The following is a 21,033-nucleotide window of genomic DNA, read 5'->3' as shown; positions in this document are numbered from 1 at the left end:
TCACGGGTAGGGATTGCAACAGATGACCAGCCCGTCATTACGGGCATGGCCTGTGCAGAAGTGTTGAATAAATACTAGAACCTTGGCGGCGATCCCCATATTCCGGGGCGGTAATGTGAGCAACGGCACCGGCCGGGGACGCCGCTGCGTCACTTCCAGCCGGTCGCCTTGAGCAGCCGCTTTTCGAACATGGGGATCATGGTCTGGACATACGTCTTGGTCAGATGGTTGTCATCCTTGTAGACGTAGACATTCCCGACGACGGCCGGGCAGATCCCGTCGGCGCAGATGAAGTCGCTCAGGTCCATCAGGTGCAGCCCGGGCACCTTCCCACGGTAAGCGTCCAGGGGCGAGGACCCGGCGAGGGACTCCTGCAGCGGCACGTTGCACTCCGAGGCCTCGGGCCCGTTCTTCTGGACGCATTCGGGCATGTTCAGGTGGAAGCGCGGGTTGTCCCGGATGCCGACCACTTCCATGCCGGCATCGGTGAACGGCTTGATTCCCTCGAGGTACTGCGGCACCTCGGTTTCGAAGGGTGCCTCTTTGTGCGTCAGTGACGCGACGGTGAAGACCGCGTCGGGTTTGTGGTCCAGGACGTACTGGGCGCTGGCCTTGTTGAAGGCGTTGCACTCGGCGTCGCGGTCCGGGGACTCCCCGCCGAAGCGGCAGTTGCCCTTCAGGAGGGCCACGACCTCCCAGCCGTGGCTGCGCGCGATCGGGCCGAGCGCCGCCATGTACTGCTGGGCGTGGGAGTCGCCGAGCACCACGATGCGTTTGGTGACCTTGTCCGGGCGGCTGTTCTGCAGGCAGCCCGCCAGAAGGGGATCACTGGGGACGTTGCCGTCCGTGCACAGCCCGTCAATGTCGGCCCACTCGTTCTTCATTGCCAGAGGAGCCGGGATGATCTTGGCCTCCGGCGTCGGTTTGCCGGCGTTTTCGGGCTTCAGGGCGGCCGCGCCGGGGGTCAGTTCCTTCGGCTGCGCGGCGGCGGCGGCCTCGTCGGCCATCATCTTGCTCTGCCACACGGAGACCGGCCCGGCCAGGAGCGCGCCGCACGCAGCGATCACGACGGCGGTGCGCCAGGCACGGCCTTGGGGCCAGTGCCACTCGCGCAACGGCTTCTCCACGAACCGGGTGGTCAGCACGGCCAGCACGATCGAGGCGGCGACGATCGCCAGACCCTGGACCAGGTTCGGGGCGGTGATGCCCGTCGCGGCGAGGGCCAGCACCAGCAGCGGCCAGTGCCAGAGGTACAGGGCGTAGGAGTTGTCCCCGAGCGCCACGAGCGGCTTCCACGTCAGGAAGCGGTCCACTCCGAAGCGGCTGCCGCTTTGCCCGGCCACGATGATGGCAGCCGCGGCCAGCGTCGGCCAGAGCGCGATGAAGCCGGGGAAGGACCGGTCCACGGTGAGCAGGATGCCGCAGGAGAGCATCGCGGCAAGGCCGGTCCAGCCGAGGATGACCCGCAGGGTTTTGCCGGGGTTGAGGTGCGGCAGCGCGAGCGCCAGCAGCGAGCCCAGGGCGAATTCCCAGAGCCGGGTTCGGGTGTCGAAGTAGGCGTACGCCTGGTTGGTGGCGGTCTGCTCGATCGAAAAGACCAGCGAGGCAACGAAGATGGCGCCGAAGGCCGCGGCCAGAAGGGCGGCGTAGCTCACGCGGTGATCCAACGCGGTCCAGCGGCGCAGCATGCGCTTCAGCAGCGCCGCGCCGGCAAAGACCAGCGGCCAGAGCAGGAAGACCTGGCCCTGGATGGACAGTGACCAGAAGTGCTGCAGCGGGCTGGCGCCCGAGTGGTCCTGCGCGTAATAGTCGACGGCGGTGTCCGCCAGGAGCCAGTTCTGTCGGTACAACAGCGAGGCCCAGGCCTGGTCCAGCACGTCCGGCCAGCGACTCTGGGGCAGGATCAGCCGGGTGCCGGCCAGGACACCGAGGATGACCACAACGACGGCGGGAAGCAGCCGCTTGAGCAGGTGGAGCCAGTGGCTCGCCAGGCGCAGGGGTTTGCCGCCCTCCACTTTGCGGGCGAAGCTGAGTGTCATGAGGAACGCGGAGATGAGCAGGAAGACGTCCACGCCTCCGGAGACCCGCCCGAGCCACACATGGTAGGTCACCACCATGAGGACCGCGAGGGCGCGCAGGCCCTGGACTTCGGGACGGTAGCTTAATTTTGCGCGCGGCTGAGAACCCGCGTCCGCTGGCTGCGGGCTGGCTATGGTTCGCACGTTCGACACAAATAGCCCCTTCAGGCCGGTTTCCAAAGCATTAATGTTACCGATCTGTGACTTGTCTGGCCAATCACGGCGACGCCGGGGCAGCTGCGCCGCCCGGTTCCAAGGACCCCGGAGGCTACCCTTAAACGAGTCTGAGGAGGCCGCATCGTGATCGCACAGCTGCGCATTTGTGTTCCGGAAACGTTGTCCGATGCCGTGATGGACTGCGCCACCGGCGAGCTTGGCATTGCGGAAGTTTCCCGCCAGCGGGGTGCGTCCGTCCTTCCGCCGGGGGACGTCATCCACGTCCTGCTGGCGCGGGAATCGGTGGAGCGCCTGGTGGAAAAACTCCACGCCCTCAATGTCCAGGAACAGGGCTCGATTTCCGTCACCATGCCCGATCTGGTGCTCTCCGACCGGGCGGACAAGGCCACTGCGGAGGCGCCGGGCGAAGGTGCCGACGCCGTGATCTGGGATGAAGTGTCCCGGCAGACCGGCGAAGACTCCCGGCTGACCTGGAGCTTCCTGGCCTTCTTGGTCCTGGCTACTCAGCTGGTGGCGATCGGCATCGTCACGGACTCGACGATCCTGATTGTCGGCGCGATGGCTGTCGGCCCGGAGTTCGGCCCGCTGGCGGCGTTGGCCGTGGCTCTGGTGCAGCAGCAATGGACGCTGGGCCGCCGCGCGGCGCTGGCCCTCGGCGTCGGCTTCCCGGTGGCGATGCTGGCGGCGGCTTTTACGGCGTGGCTCTCCGTGCCGCTGGGCCTGTTCCCTGCCGATGTCCTGGACCGAGGCTCAGCCGCGGATTTCATCTACCACCCGGGCCCGTACTCGCTGATTGTCGCGGTGCTCGCCGGCGTCGCCGGAATGCTGTCCGTCATCAGCCGGCGTTCCGCCGCCCTGACCGGCGTCTTTATTTCCGTGACCACGGTGCCCGCAGCCGGTTTCGTGGCCGTGGCGCTGGTGCTGGGAGAGTTTGAGAAAGCGGCCGGTTCCGCCCTCCAACTGGCCCTGAACCTGCTGGGCATCGTGGCCGCAGCGGTTTCAGTCCTGCTCTTCTACCGCCTCATCACCAAACGGCTGCCGGACGCCGCGGCGTCGCGCTTGAAGCGGATGGCGCTGCGGGCGCAACGCTAGGCCGGCCCGCTATTCCCAGGCAGCGGACTCAAAGAGCCGCTGGCCAAATACCGAGGACATCGAGGCGACGTAGCTCCGGCTCAGGTGGTTGTTGTCCTTGTAGACGTAGGTGTTGCCCACCACCCCGGGGCAGGTTTTCCCGTCGCAGATCAGGTCCGTCATGTCCACCACCGCCAGGCCCGGCACGCGGCCCTGCAGCGCGGCGAGCGGGCTCTTCGCGGCAAGCAGGTCGCGCTGGGGGCGAAGACAGTCCGGATTCCCGGGACCTTTTTCCACGACGCATTCGGCAATGTTGAAGTTGAATCGCGGGTTGTCCCGGATGGCCACGACGTCAACATTCCTCTCATTCCAGTACGCTGCGGTGTCCTCAAGGCCCGGAATGAGCCGTTCGGCAGGAGACGAGGGCGCCGCCATGGTGCCCACCGTGATGATGGCGTCCGGCGGATTGGCAGTCACCTCATCCCGGACGGCCGCGTTGAACTTGTCGCAGCCGGAACCGGTGTCTTCCGCCAGGACACTGAACCGGCAGCCGCCCTTGAGGAGCGAATACACCCGCCAGCCGTGCTGGTAGCCGACCGCATCAATGGCCGCGAGCCATTGCTGGGCATGGGAATCACCCAGCACAAGGACCGTTTTGGCGGCGTCCGCTGGCGCCTCGTTTTGGCCGCAGCTCCTGCGCAGCGTCGCATTCACCGGCTCCAAGTCGCCGTTGCATGGCCCGCCCAGGGTGGCCCAGTCGTTGGGCAGCAGCGCGGGGATGGGCAACAGCGCGGTGTCGCTGTCGGCCCGGCTGACGAAACCGGGCAGGAGCGCCAAGGCGCCGGGGTTGTTCCGTTGCGCCTGCGCCAGGACGGCCTGGGCCTGGAAGTGCTGCACCAGCTGGATCGCTGTCAGGGGCGCGGCAACCACGGCGACGCAGAGGGCGACGGCGAGGGCGGCGCGCCGCCGTCGGGCTTCCGGCCAAGCCCATGACCGCCACGGTTTCTCCACGAAACGGGTGGTGAGGAAGGCAAGCCCCAATGACACGGCAATGATGACGCTGCCCGAAAGCCAACCGGCTTGCTCTTTGCCGCTCCAGGCCAGGGCCAGCACCAGCACCGGCCAGTGCCACAGGTACAGGGCATACGAGTTGTCCCCCAGTTTCACGAGCGGGCCGGCGCTCAGAAGACGGTCCACTCCCCAGCGGCTCTGCGTCTGACCGGCCAGGATGACACAGCCGGCGGCCAGCGTCGGCCAAAGCGCCGCGAAGCCCGGGAAGGCCCCCTCCACATCCAGGATGAAGCCGCAGCTGACCATGGCCAGCACGCCGGCCCAGCCGAGGAACACGCGCACCGGCTGGGACAGAAAGGCCAGCCGCGGCAGGAACAGCGCCAGGAGCGTGCCCAGGGCAAACTCCCAGAGGCGTGCGCCGGTGTCAAAGTAGGCCTGGGTCTGGCTCGTGGCCGTGTAGAAGACAGAAAACGCCAGCGAGGCCAGGAAGATGCCGGCGAAAATGTAGCTGAGAAGTGCCCGGTAGCGGAGCCTGTACCTGCGGGCCAGGAAGGCGGCGCCGGCGAAGATGAGCGGCCACAGGATGAAGACCTGCCCCTGGATGGACAGGGACCAGAAATGCTGCAGCGGACTGGCCGTTGCGTGGTCTGCGGCGTAGTAGTCGACGGCGTCAGCCTGCAGCAGACGGTTTTCCACGTAGAACAGCGATGCCCAGCTTTGGGAGACCACGTCCGGAAAACGGGTCCGTGGCAGCAGCAGGTAGCTGGCGGCCAGTGCGCTGAGAATGACGAGGGCCGCCGCCGGCAGGAGCCGCCGGAAGAGGTGGAGCCAGTGCTTGATCAGTGCCATCTGCGAGCCGCGATCGTAGCGGCCCACGAACTGCAGAGTCATCAGGAACGCCGAGATCAGGAGGAAAACATCGACCCCGCCCGAGACCCGGCCAAACCAGATATGGTACGTGACCACCATCAGCACGGCGAGGGATCGCAAGCCCTGGATTTCCGGCCTGAACTTGGTCGCCCGTCCGGACCGGTGCCGGGTGCCCGTTTCGCGCGGCAAGACCAGCGTTCCCGCTCCAGACATACAAACCCCTTAAAACAACACAAGACAGCGAAAGCCACTATACAACCCGGGAATTTTGTCCATGCAGCCGACGGCGGGACCGGTGCCATCGCCGCCAAGACAACGTCTGGCCGCCCCGGGTAACAAAAAGGACCGGACCAGCAGACGCTGATCCGGTCCTTTTAGGGCGCGGAGTCCTTAGTGCTGGTGTCCTGCGTGCTCGTCTTCGTCGGCCGGCTTCTCGACCACGAGGGTTTCCGTGGTGAGCACCAGTGCGGCGATGGATGCCGCGTTGCGGAGGGCCGCACGCGTCACCTTCACCGGGTCAATGACGCCGGCGGCGATCAGGTCTTCGTATTCGCCGGTCTTGGCGTTGAAGCCCTGGTTGAGCGCCGATTCGGCAACCTTGGCCACGACAACGTAGCCGTCGAACCCGGCGTTCTGCGCGATCCAGCGCAGCGGCTGGGTCAGTGCCCGGCGGACGATACCGACAGCCGCGGCCGCGTCACCTTCGAGTGCCTGGACGGCGGGGTCCTCGTCGAGTGCCTTGAGGGCGTGGATGAGGGCGGAGCCGCCGCCGGCCACAATGCCTTCTTCAAGGGCGGCGCGGGTGGAGGACACGGCATCTTCGATGCGGTGCTTCTTTTCCTTCAGCTCGACCTCGGTGGCTGCGCCAACCTTGATCACGCCGATGCCGCCGGCCAGCTTGGCCAGGCGTTCCTGCAGCTTTTCCTTGTCCCAGTCGGAGTCGGTGCGGGTCAGCTCGGCGCGCAGCTGGGAAACCCGGGCTGCCACGTCCTCTGCCGATCCGGCGCCGTCAACGATCGTGGTGTTGTCCTTGGTGACCGTGATGCGCCGGGCGGTACCCAGTACCTCGAGGCCCACCGTGTCCAGGCTGAGGCCCAGTTCCGGGGAGACAACCTGTGCACCCGTGAGGGTCGCGATGTCCTGCAGCATGGCCTTGCGGCGGTCACCGAAGCCCGGGGCCTTGACGGCAACGACGTTCAGGGTGCCGCGGATACGGTTGACGATCAGCGTGGAGAGTGCCTCGCCGTCGACGTCCTCGGCGATGATGAAGAGCGGCTTGGAGCTCTGCAGCGCCTTTTCCAGCAGCGGCAGGAAGTCCTGGACGGACGAGATCTTGCCCTGGTTGATCAGGATCAGGGCGTCCTCGAGGACTGCTTCCTGGCGTTCCGCGTCGGTGACGAAGTACGGGGACAGGTAGCCCTTGTCGAACTGCATGCCCTCGGTGAGGACCAGTTCGGTCTGCGTGGTGGAGGACTCCTCGATGGTGATCACACCATCCTTGCCGACCTTGCCGAATGCCTCGGCCAGGAGCTCGCCTACCTCGTCGCTCTGGGCGGAGATGGAGGCGACGTTGGCGACCTGGGTGCCTTCGACCGGGCGGGCGTTCTCGAGCAGGCGGGCGGCGACAGCCTCAACAGAGACCTCGATGCCGCGCTTGATCTGTCCCGGAGCGGCGCCGGCCGCAACGTTGCGGAGGCCCTCCTTGACCAGGGCCTGTGCCAGCACGGTGGCGGTGGTGGTGCCGTCACCGGCAACATCGTTGGTCTTGGTGGCGACCTCCTTGGCAAGCTGCGCGCCAAGGTTCTCGTACGGGTCGTCCAGTTCGACTTCACGGGCGATGGTGACGCCGTCGTTGGTGATTGTGGGGGCGCCCCACTTCTTGTCCAGCACGACGTTGCGGCCGCGCGGGCCAAGCGTCACCTTGACCGTGTTGGCGAGCTTATCGATGCCGGCTTCAAGCGACCGGCGGGCAGCGTCGTTAAACGCAAGCTGCTTTGCCATGGTTTTGTCCTTTCAAGACAGAACCCCGCGCAACTGACCCGTCAAAGAAGGATCGGCGGCGCGGGGTCCAAGAGAGTTACTTTACGACGATCGCCAGCACGTCGCGGGCGGACAGCACGAGGTACTCGGTGCCGCCGGTCTTGACTTCAGTTCCGCCGTACTTGGAGTAGATGACGACGTCGCCAACGGTGACGTCGATCGGGACGCGGTTGCCGTTGTCGTCAAAGCGGCCGGGGCCTACTGCGACAACTTCGCCTTCCTGCGGCTTTTCCTGCGCGGAGTCCGGGATAACCAGGCCGGAAGCCGTGGTCTGCTCGGCTTCGAGCGGGCGGACAACAATACGATCCTCAAGAGGCTTAATAGAGACCGACAAGGACCTCTCCTTTTCGTCAGCAAATTCGTGGACTTTAAAGCTGTGGTGCCAAGGCGTACAGACCGTCGTCGCGGTGCCGGCAGCCGCCTGGCTGTAAAGCTTCAGGTGTTAGCACCCTCCTAGGGAGAGTGCTAATGACGACTCTATGTAAGTAGTTAGCACTCGGTCAAGGCGAGTGCCAGAAATTCGCTCCCGGTGGACTCGGGGCGCCCGGGCATTGTGGTCTCCCGGGGCCCCGGGCACCGGACATGCCCACCGGGGCGGGGCTGCGGCGGGGGGGACATGCCCAGTCCTAGCGGCGGCCAGTGAACACTTCGGCATTGTGCTCACTCGTGGCCCCGCGCACGGGACATGTCCACCGGGGCGGGACTGCAGCGGCGGGTTGTTACCGCCCGCCGAGGTCCGCGAAGTCCACGTCCTCGCCGTTGTCCTCATCGTCGGGGCCGGGCTCGTTCCGGTGCCGGTACAGCATGAGGCCTCCGGCAGCGGCCAGCACGATCCCCGTGACCAGGAAGACGATGCCGCCGATGCGGGCGGCCGCGTAGCTGTCGCGGATGGCCTTCGCCTCGTCGGTGGCGTCGGTGACGTCCTTGCCGCCGACGGAATAAACGGTGGCGTTGAAGGAGTCCAGGAAGAAGATGATGACCAGGAGTGCGGCGCAGACGACGGCGATGACGGCGCCCGCGATCAGCGCCGGCCGGGCGTAGCGGGCCAGTCCCTGCCGGGCGGGACGTTCCCCGTCGGTGTCCTGCTGCGCGGCGCCGTCCTCCGGGTAGTTTTCGTCCGGGCCGCTGTTTGCCGTGCTGCTGTATTCCATGCCGTCAACCCTATCGGGCGCGCAGCTGCAGCCGTGCGCTGAACTAGGCTTGTTCCCATGGCTGACGCACCGCAGGACCAGATCGCCCCGCTTCTGAACCCCGAAGGCTGGGAGCTGCTGGCGTCGCTTGGCCCTTACCGCGAGGACGAGGCGTTCAGGCTCAATGCGTCACTCCGGAAGGCCGGACACTCCCCCGAGCTGGTCTCCGCCGTCCTCACCCAGTCGCGGCTGCGGACCAAGGCCGAGGCCAAGTTCGGCGAGTTCGCCCGGCAGATGATCTTCACCCAGGCGGGCTTGGAGCAGGCCACCCGGCTCACCGTGGCGGCCCGGCACGCCCAGCGCTTCGCGGAAGCCGGCGTGCAGCATGTAGCGGATCTCGGCTGCGGCCTCGGCGCCGATGCCATGGCGCTCGCTTCCCTGGACATCACGGTCACGGCCGTGGAAATGGACGAAACGACCGCGGCCTGCGCCATGATGAACCTCATCCCGTTCCGGAACGCCACCGTGGTGCATTCCGATGCGATGACCGTTGCCCTCGACGGGGTGGACGGCGTCTGGCTGGACCCGGCACGCCGGACCACCTCCACCTCGGGCACAAAGCGGCTCTGGGATCCGGAGGACTTTTCCCCGCCGCTGTCCTTCGTCGAGTCCCTGGCCGCCGCCGGCCTGGCCGTTGGTGTGAAGATGGGCCCGGGCATGCCCCACGATTCGGTGCCCAAGGACTGCGAAGCCCAGTGGGTGTCGGTGGGCGGGGACGTCACCGAAGTGGCGTTGTGGTTCAACGCGGTGCGGCGTCCAGGGATCCGGCGGGCTGCCCTGCTGCTCGGCCCCGGCGGCGCTGCGGAGCTCACCAGCGCCGAAGACTTCGACGGCGGCCCGTCCGCCCCGGTGGGGCCGGTCGAGGGGTACCTCTACGAGCCCGACGGCGCCATCATCCGCGCCGGACTGGTGGCCGACGTCGCACTCCAGCTGGGCGGGCACCTCGTAGACGAGCACATCGCCTACATCTGCGCCCCGGAGCTGCGGGACACCCCCTTTGCCCGGGCGTACAAGGTGCTGGACGTGATGCCTTACAACGTCAAGGCGCTTAAGGCCTGGGTCAAGGACCAGGGCATCGGGGTGCTGGACATCAAGAAGCGCGGCACGTCCGTGACCCCGGAGGAGCTCCGCAAGCAGCTGCTCCCCGGTGGAAAGGGCAAGGGCAAGAAAACGGCCACCCTGGTCCTCACCAGGATCGGCGAGGAGCGGGTGGCCATTTCGGTGGAGCCGGTCTAGGCGCGCCCTTCGCATACCGGGCTGCCGGAGCCGGGGATTCCCGGAAGGCTACTGGGCCCGCATGAAGTCCTCGGCCGCCTGGACCTGCTCGTCGCTGGGCCGGATCCCGGTGTACAGGACGAACTGCTCCAAGGCCTGGATGGTCGCCACCTCCGCACCGGTGATCACCGTCTTGCCTGCCGCGCGGGCGGCTTTGATGAGCGGCGTCTCGGCCGGCAGCGCCACGACGTCGAACACCACCTTTGCGGCGTCGATGACCCCCTGCGGAAAGGACAGCGCGTCGGCCTCCGCTCCCCCTGCCATACCAATAGGGGTCACGTTGATGATCATGTCCGCGGCGCTGGACGGATCGACGTCGGCGCGCCAGGCGAAACCGTAGAGCCCGGCCTGCGCCCGTCCCGCTTCCTCGTTGCGGGCGATGACCGTGACGTCCCGGAAACCGGCGTCGCGCAGGGCAGCAGCAGTGGCTTTCGCCATGCCGCCGGCGCCTCTCAGCAGCACCGAGTGGGTGGAGGGCACGGCGTTGCGCTGCAGCAGCTGCTCGATCGCCGTGTAGTCGGTGTTGTACGCGGTGAGCGTGCCGCCGTCGTTGACGATCGTGTTGACCGAGTCGATGGCTTTCGCGGACGGGTCCATCACATCCACCAGCGCTATGACGTCTTCCTTGTACGGCATCGACACGGCGCAGCCGCGGATTCCGAGGCCGCGCACGCCGGCGATCGCCTGGGCGAGGTCCGTGGGGGCGAAGGCCTTGTAGATCCAGTTCAGGCCCAGCTGTTCATACAGGTGGTTGTGGAAGCGCGTCCCGTTGTTGCTCGGCCGGGCCGAGAGCGAGATGCAAAGGGTCATGTCTTTATTCAGGATGGGCACCACTCCATTAAACGCCAGAGCTGCTAAATACCAGCGCCGTTAGTGCCGGTCCCGCCCGCTGCGGTCAGCCGCAGCCGGTCCCCGGCGGCTGTGACCCGACGGCGACCGGAAGCTTTCCCGGGGCCTTGGCATGCCCGGCAAGGACGGCGGCCAGCGCGTCGAACGCGCCTTGGCTGCGGCCGTAGACGGCGATTTTGGCGGGGGCCCGGGAGCCTGCCAGCAGCCACGGGGCGTCGAGGGCCACCGCTACGTCCGCCGTCCCCGGCTTGGCCGGTGCGCCGCCGGAGCCGATCAGCGACACGAGCGGGCCTTCGCCGATGCCGATCCCGGCGTTCCGGGCGGAGGCGGCGAAGCGTGACCGGTCCTGGGCGGAGCCGCCGGTCACGCGGACGCTGGCCGGCACGATCCGTCCATCGCAGGGCCCGGACAGCACTGTGATGGCCGCTTGGGAGACCTTGTGTGACATTTCGGCGCCGCTGCCGGGATCCGTTCCCGGTTTCGCGCCGGCGCGGCCCCGCCAGATCATCATGGTGACGACGCGCTGTGCCGCCTCGGCGAGCCGTTCGGGCGGCAGTGTGCCGCTGTTCAGGGCGCGCATGATGGCGGCATGGGCCGACTCCACATTCGAGGGCATCAGCAGCAAGTCGGCGCCCGCGGCGAGTGCCAGCGGCGCGGCGGAGTCGTGCGGAAACTGTTTCCGGATGGCGCCCATGTTGAGCGCGTCGGTGACGGCCACGCCGTCGAACCCCATCCTGCGCAATTCCGCGTACGCCGGCTTGGACACCGATGCCGGGACCCCGGGCTCGAGTGCCGGCACGGCGATGTGGCCGACCATGACCATCGGCAGTCCGGCGTCGATGGCGGCCTGGAAGGGCAGCAGGTCCTTCGCGCGGAGCTGGGCGAGGCTTGCGCCCTGGACGGGCAGCCCGGCGTGGGAATCCACGCTGACCGAGCCGTGGCCCGGAAAGTGCTTCGCGGCCGGCAGCAGCCCGGAGGCCAGCATCCCCTGCGAGAACGCAACGCCGAAGCCGGACGCCTGTTTGGCGTTCCCGGACATGGACCGGGCGCCGATGGTCGGATCGGCCGGACCCATGGTGACGTCGGTGGTCGGCGCGAAGTTGGTGTTGAAGCCGAGTGCGGCCAGTTCAGAAGCCATGGCCCGGCCCGCGTCGGCGGCCAGCGGTCCGCTGCCTGCCGCGCCGTAGCTCATCGGCGCGGGCCATTCGGTCAGCGGCGCCCGCAGCCGGGCCACCACCCCGCCTTCCTGGTCGACGCCGATCAGGCCCGGCCAGCTGCGGCCGCCGGCACGGGCCGCGGCCTGGAGCCGGCCGGTCACGCTGTGCATGGCCGCGGTGTCCACCTTGCCATCCGGCGTACCGGGGACGTTGTCACCCATGATGATGGAACCGGCCAGGTGCAGTCGTTCGATGACCGCGGCGTGGGCGTTGTGGTTGAGCCCGGTGTAGAACGGCATCAGAACCTGCCCCGCGCGCTCCTCGGGGCTCATCGCGGCAACAGCCTTTGCCGCGGCGTCCGCGTCCCGCTGCTGGGGTCCCCAGCCGAGCGGCCGGGCCGCAGCGGAGGATGAAGCGGCCGGCGTGCCGGTCCCGGGCGTGGACGGCGCCGGCGGGTCCGATGGCTGCCGGGCGGATCCGGTCTGGGCGGGGGCCGAGGAACCTCGCGAGGGGTCCGGCGTCGGAGGCCCGGAGCAGGAAGCGATTCCGGGGAAAAGCCCCAGCATGAGCGTCAGTACCGCTGCGGTCCGAATACTTTTGTGAACACTTTCACGTGTTCTCTGCAATCTGGCCACCGGCTCGATGTTACCCCTGCACTAGACTTGGACCACTGTTGCCTCGCCAACTGTCCGGCGACTCCGCCCGTGACGTTGCAGGTCGGGGCAGGCAAAAGGACAGCTAAACAAATGAAGGGACCACATGAAGATTGATTTCGCTTCATCCAGGCAATCAACTCTTGGTGTGGAATGGGAACTCGCCCTGGTGGACGCCGAAACCGGCGAGCTGGCCTCTGTGGCCAAAGAGGTCCTCCGCGGTGTCGCCGCGAAGCATCCCGAGCTGAACGAGGACGACGAGCACCCGCACATCAAGCAGGAGCTGCTCCTGAACACGGTGGAGTTGGTCACCGGAATCTGCAACACCGTGGCCGAGGCCAAAGCGGACCTGAGCAGTTCCCTCGCCGCCGTCCGGGACGTCACCGATCCCATGGGCGTCGAAATCTTCTGCGCCGGCAGCCACCCGTTCAGCCCCCCGCAGCTGCAGCCCGTGACCGACAAGGAGCGCTACGCCAAGCTCATTGACCGCACGCAGTGGTGGGGCCGCCAGATGGTCATCTACGGCGTCCACGTGCACGTGGGCTTGGACAGCCGCGACAAGGTCCTCCCCGTTCTGGACGGGCTGGTGAACTATTTCCCGCAGTTCCAGGCGCTGTCCGCTTCCAGCCCGTTCTGGGGCGGCGAGGACACCGGATACGCCTCCCAGCGGGCGCTGATGTTCCAGCAGCTGCCGACCGCCGGGCTGCCCTTCCAGTTCGCCAGCTGGGAAGACTTCGAGGCGTACGCCCAGGACATGTTCACCACTGGTGTGATCGACTCGCTCTCCGAGATCCGCTGGGACATCCGGCCCGTCCCGCACTTCGGCACCATCGAGATGCGCATCTGTGACGGCCTGGCCACCCTCGAGGAAGTTGGCGCCATCGCGGCCCTGACGCAGTGCCTCGTCGACGAGTTTTCCACGACGCTGGACAACGGCGGCACCATCCCCACCATGCCGCCCTGGCATGTCCAGGAGAATAAATGGCGTGCGGCCCGCTACGGCCTGGACGCCATCATCATCCTCGACGCCGCGGGCAACGAACAGCTGGTTACCGACCACATCCGTGAGACGGTGGCCCGCCTTGAACCCGTCGCGGTGAAACTTGGCTGCGCCCCGGAGCTGGCCGACGTCCTGAAGATCGTCGAGCGTGGCGCCGGATACCAGCGGCAGCGGCGCGTGGCGGCGGAGCACGGCGGCGACCTGCGCGCCGTCGTACTGGACCTGGTCAAGCAGATGCGCAAGCGCCCCGAAGCCTAGACCCGGCCGTCACGTCGCACGGCCTCAGGCCGAGACCGTGGTGACCGGCATCGAGGAGTCCGGCGCGAAGCCGATGCCGCTCGGCGCGATCCCTGCCATCACCAGCTGGGCGCCGAGGGCCGCCACCATGGCGCCGTTGTCGGTGCAGAGGGCCAGCGGCGGGACGGTCAGCCGGATTCCGGCGGCGTTGCAGCGCTGTTCCGTGAGCTGGCGCAGCCGTGAATTCGCCGCCACGCCGCCGCCCAGCAGCAGTTCGGTGATGCCGTTCTCCCGGCAGGCCAGCACCGCTTTGGATGTAATGATGTCCACCACGGCTTCCTGGAATGCCGCGGCGATGTCCGCTACAGGCACCGTCTCGCCGCGGGCCTCGAATTGCTCCACGCAGCGGGCGACGGCGGTTTTGAGTCCGCTGAACGACCAGTCGTAGCGGTGCGGGCCGGGCTGGTCCGCGGTCCCCATGTACTTGGGCTGGCTGAGGCCGCGCGGGAAGCGGATGGCCTTGGCGTTTCCGGTGCGTGCCAGCTTGTCGATGGCCGGCCCGCCCGGGTAGCCCAGGCCCAGGAGCCGCGCCACCTTATCGTAGGCTTCGCCGGCGGCGTCGTCGATCGTGGATCCGAGCAGCTCCACGTCCGCGGTGATGTTCCGGATCCGCAGGATTTCGGTGTGCCCGCCGGAGACCAGCAGGGCGCCCAAGTTTTCCGGCAAAGCGTTCGCGGGTAGAGCGTTGGCCGCGAAGGCCTGCGGGCCGCCGCCGTCCGTCTGGAGCAGCCCGACGCCGACGTGAGCGACGAGGTGGTTGATGGCGTAGAGCGGTTTGCCCGTGGCGACGGCAAGGGCCTTGGCCGCGCAAACCCCGACCATCAGGGCTCCGGCGAGTCCCGGTCCGGACGTGACGGCGATCGCGTCGATGTCCTCGAGCGTCACTCCGGCCTCGGCCAGGGCTTCGCGGAGAGTGGGGACGAAGGCGTCCAGGTGTGCCCGGGAGGCGATCTCGGGAATCACGCCGCCGAACCGGACGTGTTCATCCATGGAGGAGGACACGGTGTTGGTCAGCAGCTGTGTTCCGCGGACAATGCCGACGCCGGTTTCGTCGCACGAGGATTCGATGCCGAGGACCAGCGGCCTGTCGTGCTGTGGGCTGTTCATGGGCGGCCTGCTTCCGTGGGCGTCGTGTCTGGTTCCGGAGCGCCGAGCCGGAGCCGCATGATCAGCGCGTCAACGCCGTCGCGATAGTACCGGGGCCGGACGTGGATCTGTTCGAACCCGTAGCGGCGGTAGAGCTGCTGGGCCCTGGGGTTGTCGGCGCGGACTTCCAGGAGCACGTCGTCGGCGCGGCGGAGCAGGCTTTCCCGGATGAGTTCGGTGAGCAGCGCCGAGCCGATTCCTTTGCCTTCCTGTTCCGGCACGACGGCGATGGTCTGGACGTCCGCGATGGGCCGGATGCACATCAGCCCCGCGTAGCCCACAATCCGCCCGGCCAGTTCGGCCACGACGTAGCGCCGGGTCGCGGCCTGCGCCAGCTCGGCCGAGAACATCTGCAGCGGCCAGGCGTCCACCGGGAACAGCCTGCGCTCCAGGTCATGGACGGCAGGGATGTCCGCGGCAGTCATGTCGCGCAGGGTCACCCCGCCGGGCAGCTGTGCCGGGCCGGTGTCCTGCCCGGCGCCGTGTCCTCCATTCTGTGCCGCATTCTGTCCTGCGGTCCGTCCCGCATTCTGTCCTGCGGACCCGGCGTTCACAGCGCCCTCTTCCGCGGGCCAGGCACCTGGGCGTCGGACTCGCGCAGGTACAGCGGCGTGGAGTCGAGCAGCCGCTCCCCCGCCGCGAGCCGCGCGAGAGCGAACTGGCCCAGCGAGAGGGCTTCCGGCTGGCGGGAACTGAAACCCGGGACGGCTTTGACGACGTCGGAATAGAGACCGGCGCCGGCGCCGTAGACCGGAAGCTCGGGAAGGTCCGCGGCGAAGCCGACGTGCGGGCCGTCCAGCAGCCGCGGCAGCTGGCCGTCGCTGAGGGCATACCGGGCCCAGTAGACCTCTTTGCGCCGCGCGTCCGTGGCGACGATGAACTCCGGCGCCGCGTCGGTGGACTCCGCCACCTCCAGGGCGATGGCGTCCAAGCTCATGAGGCCGTAGAGCGGTTTGCCCCAGACGAAGGAGAGGGTGCGCGCGGTGACGATGCCCGAGCGCAGCCCGGTGAACGGGCCGGGCCCCACCCCGGTGACCACCGCGTCGACGTCGGCTCCGGTCAGGCCGGCCTCCGCGAGGAGCGCCTCGATTCCCGGCGCCAGGACCTCCGCGTGGCTCCGGGTGTCCTCGGTGGAAAAGCTGCCCACAAGGGATTCCAGGGTGTCATCGGAGACGAGTGCGGCGCTGGCCACGGCCGAGGTGTCGATGGCAAGGATCAGCATCAGTTCCCTTCCAGGGAGTGGGGCGGTGTCGCGGTTTCAGCGGACCCAGCGGGCGCGGCGAACGACGCGGGCGAAGAGAGGACGGGCGGGTCCACCCAGCGGGGACCGAAGCCGCGGATCACGATCCTGCGAGGCTCGTCGTCGTCGTCGGTGTCGAAGTCCAGCACCGCGGGAAACGGTGCCGCTGACGTGTCCTGGCTGTTTTCCGGGCGGGCCGCTTCGGGAGCGGCGGCTTCCGGAGCGCGGGTGCTGCCACCCAGGCTGCGGAGCAGGTCCACCTCCAGCCGGCTCTCGCTCAGGTGCTCCACCCGTCCGCGGCCCCACTCCACCACTGTCACGGCGCTGTCCATGGTGTTTTCCAGGTCGATGTCGTCGATTTCCGAGGCCGAACCCAGCCGGTACGCGTCCACATGCACCAGGTCCGGGCCGCCCGGCCGGGGACCGTCGGGCAGGTTCGGGTGGATCCGCACCAGCACGAACGTGGGCGAAATGATCCCGGCGCGGACCCCCAGGCCCTCCCCCAGGCCCTGGGTGAAGGTGGTCTTCCCCGCTCCCAGCTCACCGGTGAGGACCAGCAGGTCGCCGGCCTGCAGCTGGGCGCCGAGCCCGGCGGCGAGGGCGTGGGTCTCGTCCGCGGTCCGGACATCCAGGGTCCGTTCCCAGGCCGCCCGGCTCATGGCCGTGACTCGTCGCTGGCGGGCTCTTCGTTGATGTACCGGCGCGGCACCCGGGGGCTGATCCGCGTCACGATCTCATAGTTGTTGGTGCCGGCGGCCCGGGCCCAGTCCTCTGCAGTGGGCCCGCCGTCGTCGCCGTTGCCAAACAGAACGGCTTCGGCGCCGAGGGCGCTGGGGCCGCCGGCTGAAACGTTGAGCGGGCCGAGGTCGATCACCATCTGGTCCATGGCGATGCGTCCGACGACGGGGTAGTTCACGCCCGCCACCCGGACCGGCCCACCGGTGGCGATCCGCGGGACGCCGTCGGCGTAGCCCAGCGGGATCAGCCCCAGCGTGCTGGTGCTGCCGGTGCGGTAGTTCAGCCCGTAGGAGACGCCCTGGCCGGCAGGGACATCCTTGCAGTGCGAAACGACAGTGCGGACGGTCATGGCGGGCCGCAGGCCCAGCTCTTCCGAGCCCTGCCCCTCGAACGGTGACAGGCCGTAGAGGCCCAGTCCCACGCGGACCAGGTCGAAGTGCGTGTCGGGCCGGGACAGGGTGGCCGGCGTGTTGGCGAGGTGCCGCACCTCGGGATCCACGCCGGCGTCCTGGGCGATGGCGAGGGCTTCGCGGAAGGCTTCCAGCTGTTCGTCGGTTTCCGGGCGCTCGGGTTCGTCGGCGACGGCCAGGTGGGAGAAGACGCCGACCACCCGCAGCAGGCCCTGGTCCTGGTATTCCATGGCTTCGCCGACCAGGCCGTCCCAGGCATCCAGGGTGGCGCCGTTGCGGCCCAGTCCGGTGTCCACCTTGAGGTGCACGCGGGCCGGGCGTTCCTGCTCACGGGCGGCCGCTACGATGCGTTCCAGTTCCCAGCCCGAGCAGCCGATGTCGATCCCGGCAGCCACGGCGGCGGCGAAGTTGCTCTCAGGCGTGTGCAGCCAGGCCAGAAGGGGCGCCTCAATGCCTGCGGCGCGCAGGGCCAAGGCCTCGGAAATGTGGGCGGTGCCCAGCCAGTTGGCGCCGGCGCTGAGTGCCGCGCGCGCCACGGGAACGGCGCCGTGGCCGTACGCGTCGGCCTTGACCACCGCCATCACCTGGGCAGGTGATGCCACGGCCGCCAGCCGTCGGACATTGTGCCGGATGGCTTCGAGGTCGATAACGGCCGAGCGTTCCTCGGCGTACGCTGACGGCGCGTCCGGGACGGGCCTGAAGTCACCTGTTGCTGCTGGGTAAGTCACTTAACGATTCTAGGGGTGGCGGCGCATGCGGCTTAATTCGGGCCGCCGCGGGAGCATCCCCGCCCGCTCCCGAGGGGGACATGCTCAGTGTTCGCGCCCCCTCCACGGGGGACATGCTCAGTGTTCGCGCCCGCGACTGGGCACAAGGGCACTATGCCCATTTCCCGGCCCGCACGGAGGGCATGTCCAGCTTCAACCTGGTCCGGGGCAAGACCCACGTCCCCGCCAGCCCGCGCCCGCTCCACCGGGGGACATGCTCAGTGTTCGCGCCAACGACCGGGCACAACGGCGCTATGCCCATTCCCCGGGCCGCACGGAGGGCATGTCCAGCTTCAACCTGGTCCGGGGCAAGACCCACGTCCCCGCCAGCCCGCGCCCGCCAAAGGGACATGCTCAGTGTTCGCGCCCACGACTGGGCACAACGACACCATGCCCATTGCCCGGGCCGCACGGAGGGCATGTCCAGCGTGGGAGCCCGCCTACCTACGCATCCGACAGGTGCGCGATGGTCGCTGTCGCCCGCCGCTGCGCCTCCTGCGGCACATCACGGATGATGTCCTCCAGGAAACTGTAGCGCCGGAGCCACTGGCTGCTTTGGCGTTCCTTGCGGGCGTTGGCCCGCTGCCACCAGTCCGCGATGTCCCCCCAGCCGGGTGCGGCCAGCGAGCCGCCGACTTCCTGCACAGCCAGCGCCGCGCAGAGATTGGCGAACCGCAGCCGGTCGCCCAGCGGCCAGCCCGCCAGGCAGCCCACGATGAAGGCGGCGCCGAAGCAGTCCCCCGCCCCGGTCGGGTCGAAGGCGGACACCGGCAGCGACGGCACCCATTCCTCTTCGCCCGATTCAGAGTCCACGGCCATGGCGCCCTGGGACCCGAGGGTCACGACCGCGACCGGCACCCTGTCCGCCAGGGCGTAGAGGGCAGCCCACGGGTTGTCGTTCCCGGTGAAGGCCATGGCTTCGTGCTGGTTCGGCATAAAGGCGTGAAAGTACTGCAGGTTGTCCAGCCGGGTGGAGGACCAGACACCGGTGGGATCCCACCCGACGTCGCCGAAGAGCCGCACCCCGGCCTTATGCGCGTCGAGCGCCCACGGTTCCAGTTGCTCGCCGAGCTCGGCGACGGCGGCGAGCGCCGGAGGAGGGCAGCCGATCAGTTCACTGGAGCTCACCGGGGCCGGGTGGCCGTGCGTCACCATGGACCGGTCGTGCTCCACGCTGAGGGACACGGTGACCGGTGAGTGCCAGCCCGGCACCCGCCGGGACAGGGACAGGTCCACGTGTTCCTGCGCGGACAGAATCTTCCAGTTGTAGTCCCCGTAGCCGTCATCGCCGAACGCAGCCGCCAGCCCCGTGCGCAGCCCGAGCCGCGCCGCGGCGATGGCCTGGTTGGCCACCCCTCCCGGGCAGCTGCCCATCCCGTCGCTCCAGATCTCGGTGCCGGCGACCGGGGCGTGCGGCAGGCCGGTGAAGATGATGTCCTGGAAAACGGTGCCGGTCAGCAACAAATCGAAGCCCCCGGCCGCCGGGGTCCGGACGGAGGAAAGCGGGTCAAAACGCCGCGTCGGTATCGCGTCCATGTATGGCACACTACGCCGTCCCGGTACCGCAGGAAAGGAGTTCAACGGGCCATGACGGAGCACTGTGAATAGACTGTCGGCATGCGGCTGATGATTGCCGGAGGCGGCGGATTCCGGGTACCGCTGGTCTACCGGGCGCTCTGTGCAGGTCCCTACGCCGGCCTTGTCCGGGAGCTGGTGCTGTACGACGTCGATCCCGGCCGCCTCGCCGCCATCGAGGCCGTCCTCGGCTCGTTCGGGGCGCTGCCGCCGCCCGGCGTCGCCCCTCCAACGGTCCGGGCCACCACGTCCTTGGCCGAGGCGCTGACCGGGACGGACGTCGTATTTGCCGCGATCCGCCCCGGCGGGACGGCGGGCCGCACCGCCGATGAGCGGGTGGCCCTGGACCTGGGGCTCCTGGGCCAGGAAACCACGGGGGCCGGCGGCATCTCCTACGCGCTGCGGTCCATTCCCCGCATGCTGGACCTGGCCGCCCAGATGCGGCGGCACTGCCCGGACGCGTGGCTGCTGAATTTCACGAACCCGGCCGGGATGGTCACCGAAGCCCTGGTCCCGGTGCTCGGCCGCAAGGTGGTGGGCATTTGCGATTCGGCCGGCGGGCTGGTGTACCGGGCGGCGCACGCTGCCGGCGTCGTGCTGCCCGAGGGCCGGCTCGACGGCGTGGGCTACTACGGGCTGAACCATCTCGGCTGGCTGTACCGCCTGGAGTCCGGCGGCCGGGACATGCTCCCCGGGTTGCTGGCCGACGCGGACGCATTGGCCGGTTTCGAGGAGGGCCGGCTGTTTCCGCAGCCCTTCGTGGCGGGCCTGGGGTGCCTGCCCAACGAATACCTCTATTACTACTACGAGACCGAGCACGCCCTGGCCGGCATCCGGTCCTCCCCCACCACCCGCGGTGAATCCATCGACCGGCAGCAGACCGAGCTCTATCCGCTGCTCGCCGCGGCGGGGCAGCAGGCCTATCCGCTGTGGGACGCGGCACGCCGCTCGCGTGAAGAGGGCTACCTCGCGGAGGCACGCCTCGCCGGCGAGCGCCGGGATGAGGCGGACCTGGCCGGGGGCGGCTACGAGCGCGTCGCCCTCGCGGTCATGCGCGCCCTCTCCGGCGGGGGTCCGGCGGAGCTGATTCTGAACACCCCCAACACCGCCAGCGACGGCGCTAACACAGCCGCCGGCGCCCCGGCCATTCCGGGACTGTCGGCGGACGCCGTCGTCGAGGTCCCCTGCCGGGTGACGCTCGACGGCGTGGTGCCGCTTCCGCAGGAACGCCCTGCCTCCGCACAGCTGGCCCTGATGCAGCGGGTCAAGGATGTTGAACGCCTGGTCGTCCAGGCCACCACCGGGCCTGCGGACGGGACCCGGCGGCGCGGGGCTGCCCTCGCCGCTTTCGCCCGTCATCCCCTCGTCGATTCGGACGTGCTCGCGGCGGAACTCCTCGCCGGCTACGAGGCCGCTTTCCCTGAACTCCTGCAACTCTGGCGCAACGACAGCGACAGCAACGGAGACGGCACCTAGCCGTGCCGGGCGG

The 21,033-nt window shown here is 68.5% G+C and carries 17 protein-coding genes; 4 read left to right on the top strand and 13 right to left on the bottom strand.

Annotated elements, in window-relative coordinates; all coding sequences use genetic code 11:
* Positions 1–149: 149 nt before the first annotated feature.
* Positions 150–2,222 carry an acyltransferase family protein gene (locus ASE96_RS02405; protein ID WP_442853882.1) on the bottom strand — a complete coding sequence of 691 codons (2,073 nt, stop codon included), beginning with the start codon at positions 2,220–2,222 and terminating at the stop codon, positions 150–152.
* Between the two features lie 156 nt (positions 2,223–2,378).
* On the opposite strand from ASE96_RS02405, the gene ASE96_RS02400 reads away from it, so the two are divergent.
* Positions 2,379–3,347: a DUF389 domain-containing protein gene (locus tag ASE96_RS02400; RefSeq protein WP_235500077.1), complete on the top strand. Its 969-nt coding sequence runs from the start codon at positions 2,379–2,381 to the stop codon at positions 3,345–3,347.
* A gap of 9 nt (positions 3,348–3,356) precedes the next feature.
* Here the strand turns inward: ASE96_RS02400 and ASE96_RS02395 are convergent, their stop codons facing one another.
* The 4 genes from ASE96_RS02395 to ASE96_RS02380 form a co-directional block, all read right to left on the bottom strand.
* Positions 3,357–5,420 (bottom strand): acyltransferase family protein, encoded by a 2,064-nt coding sequence (locus ASE96_RS02395; RefSeq protein ID WP_056425416.1) that lies wholly within the window; start codon positions 5,418–5,420, stop codon positions 3,357–3,359.
* Positions 5,421–5,597: 177 nt separating this feature from the next.
* A complete protein-coding gene (groL, locus tag ASE96_RS02390) occupies positions 5,598–7,208 on the bottom strand; it encodes a chaperonin GroEL (RefSeq protein ID WP_056425412.1) in 1,611 nt (536 codons plus the stop codon).
* A gap of 76 nt (positions 7,209–7,284) precedes the next feature.
* Positions 7,285–7,581 (bottom strand): co-chaperone GroES, encoded by a 297-nt coding sequence (gene groES / locus ASE96_RS02385; protein WP_024367421.1) that lies wholly within the window; start codon positions 7,579–7,581, stop codon positions 7,285–7,287.
* Positions 7,582–7,966: 385 nt separating this feature from the next.
* Positions 7,967–8,398, bottom strand: coding sequence for a hypothetical protein (locus tag ASE96_RS02380; protein WP_235500076.1), 432 nt, complete (start codon positions 8,396–8,398; stop codon positions 7,967–7,969).
* Between the two features lie 57 nt (positions 8,399–8,455).
* Between ASE96_RS02380 and ASE96_RS02375 the strand changes: the two genes are divergently transcribed.
* Positions 8,456–9,673: a class I SAM-dependent methyltransferase gene (locus tag ASE96_RS02375; protein ID WP_056425409.1), complete on the top strand. Its 1,218-nt coding sequence runs from the start codon at positions 8,456–8,458 to the stop codon at positions 9,671–9,673.
* 48 nt (positions 9,674–9,721) lie between these two features.
* Here ASE96_RS02375 and ASE96_RS02370 read toward each other — a convergent pair whose 3' ends face one another.
* Positions 9,722–10,543: a shikimate 5-dehydrogenase gene (locus ASE96_RS02370; RefSeq protein ID WP_268753733.1), complete on the bottom strand. Its 822-nt coding sequence runs from the start codon at positions 10,541–10,543 to the stop codon at positions 9,722–9,724.
* A gap of 64 nt (positions 10,544–10,607) precedes the next feature.
* Positions 10,608–12,284 carry a glycoside hydrolase family 3 protein gene (locus ASE96_RS02365; RefSeq protein WP_326951827.1) on the bottom strand — a complete coding sequence of 559 codons (1,677 nt, stop codon included), beginning with the start codon at positions 12,282–12,284 and terminating at the stop codon, positions 10,608–10,610.
* Between the two features lie 193 nt (positions 12,285–12,477).
* On the opposite strand from ASE96_RS02365, the gene ASE96_RS02360 reads away from it, so the two are divergent.
* A complete protein-coding gene (locus ASE96_RS02360; RefSeq protein WP_056425398.1) occupies positions 12,478–13,629 on the top strand; it encodes a glutamate--cysteine ligase in 1,152 nt (383 codons plus the stop codon).
* A gap of 24 nt (positions 13,630–13,653) precedes the next feature.
* Here the strand turns inward: ASE96_RS02360 and tsaD are convergent, their stop codons facing one another.
* The 6 genes from tsaD to ASE96_RS02330 form a co-directional block, all read right to left on the bottom strand.
* Positions 13,654–14,775, bottom strand: a complete 1,122-nt coding sequence (tsaD, locus tag ASE96_RS02355; protein WP_056425395.1) for a tRNA (adenosine(37)-N6)-threonylcarbamoyltransferase complex transferase subunit TsaD — start codon at positions 14,773–14,775, stop codon at positions 13,654–13,656.
* Entirely contained in the window at positions 14,772–15,239 is a 468-nt protein-coding gene (rimI, locus tag ASE96_RS02350) for a ribosomal protein S18-alanine N-acetyltransferase (RefSeq protein ID WP_056426591.1), read from the bottom strand. Before rimI ends, tsaD begins: the two co-directional genes overlap by 4 nt.
* Before the next feature lie 125 nt (positions 15,240–15,364).
* A complete protein-coding gene (tsaB, locus tag ASE96_RS02345) occupies positions 15,365–16,036 on the bottom strand; it encodes a tRNA (adenosine(37)-N6)-threonylcarbamoyltransferase complex dimerization subunit type 1 TsaB (protein WP_056425391.1) in 672 nt (223 codons plus the stop codon).
* Positions 16,036–16,713, bottom strand: a complete 678-nt coding sequence (gene tsaE / locus ASE96_RS02340; protein ID WP_056425389.1) for a tRNA (adenosine(37)-N6)-threonylcarbamoyltransferase complex ATPase subunit type 1 TsaE — start codon at positions 16,711–16,713, stop codon at positions 16,036–16,038. The genes tsaB and tsaE overlap by 1 nt, the downstream gene beginning before the upstream one ends.
* Complete coding sequence (gene alr, locus ASE96_RS02335) at positions 16,710–17,930, bottom strand: alanine racemase (protein ID WP_056425386.1); 1,221 nt, start codon at positions 17,928–17,930, stop codon at positions 16,710–16,712. The genes tsaE and alr overlap by 4 nt, the downstream gene beginning before the upstream one ends.
* Before the next feature lie 483 nt (positions 17,931–18,413).
* Positions 18,414–19,505, bottom strand: a complete 1,092-nt coding sequence (locus ASE96_RS02330) for a carbohydrate kinase family protein (protein ID WP_056425383.1) — start codon at positions 19,503–19,505, stop codon at positions 18,414–18,416.
* An 81-nt stretch (positions 19,506–19,586) separates the two neighbouring features.
* Between ASE96_RS02330 and ASE96_RS02325 the strand changes: the two genes are divergently transcribed.
* A complete protein-coding gene (locus tag ASE96_RS02325) occupies positions 19,587–21,020 on the top strand; it encodes a family 4 glycosyl hydrolase (protein ID WP_056425380.1) in 1,434 nt (477 codons plus the stop codon).
* The last annotated feature ends 13 nt before the right edge of the window (positions 21,021–21,033 follow it).

This window comes from Arthrobacter sp. Leaf69 (assembly GCF_001422645.1).
GTDB lineage: Bacteria > Actinomycetota > Actinomycetes > Actinomycetales > Micrococcaceae > Arthrobacter.
This window is presented reverse-complemented; position numbering and strand designations above follow the sequence as displayed.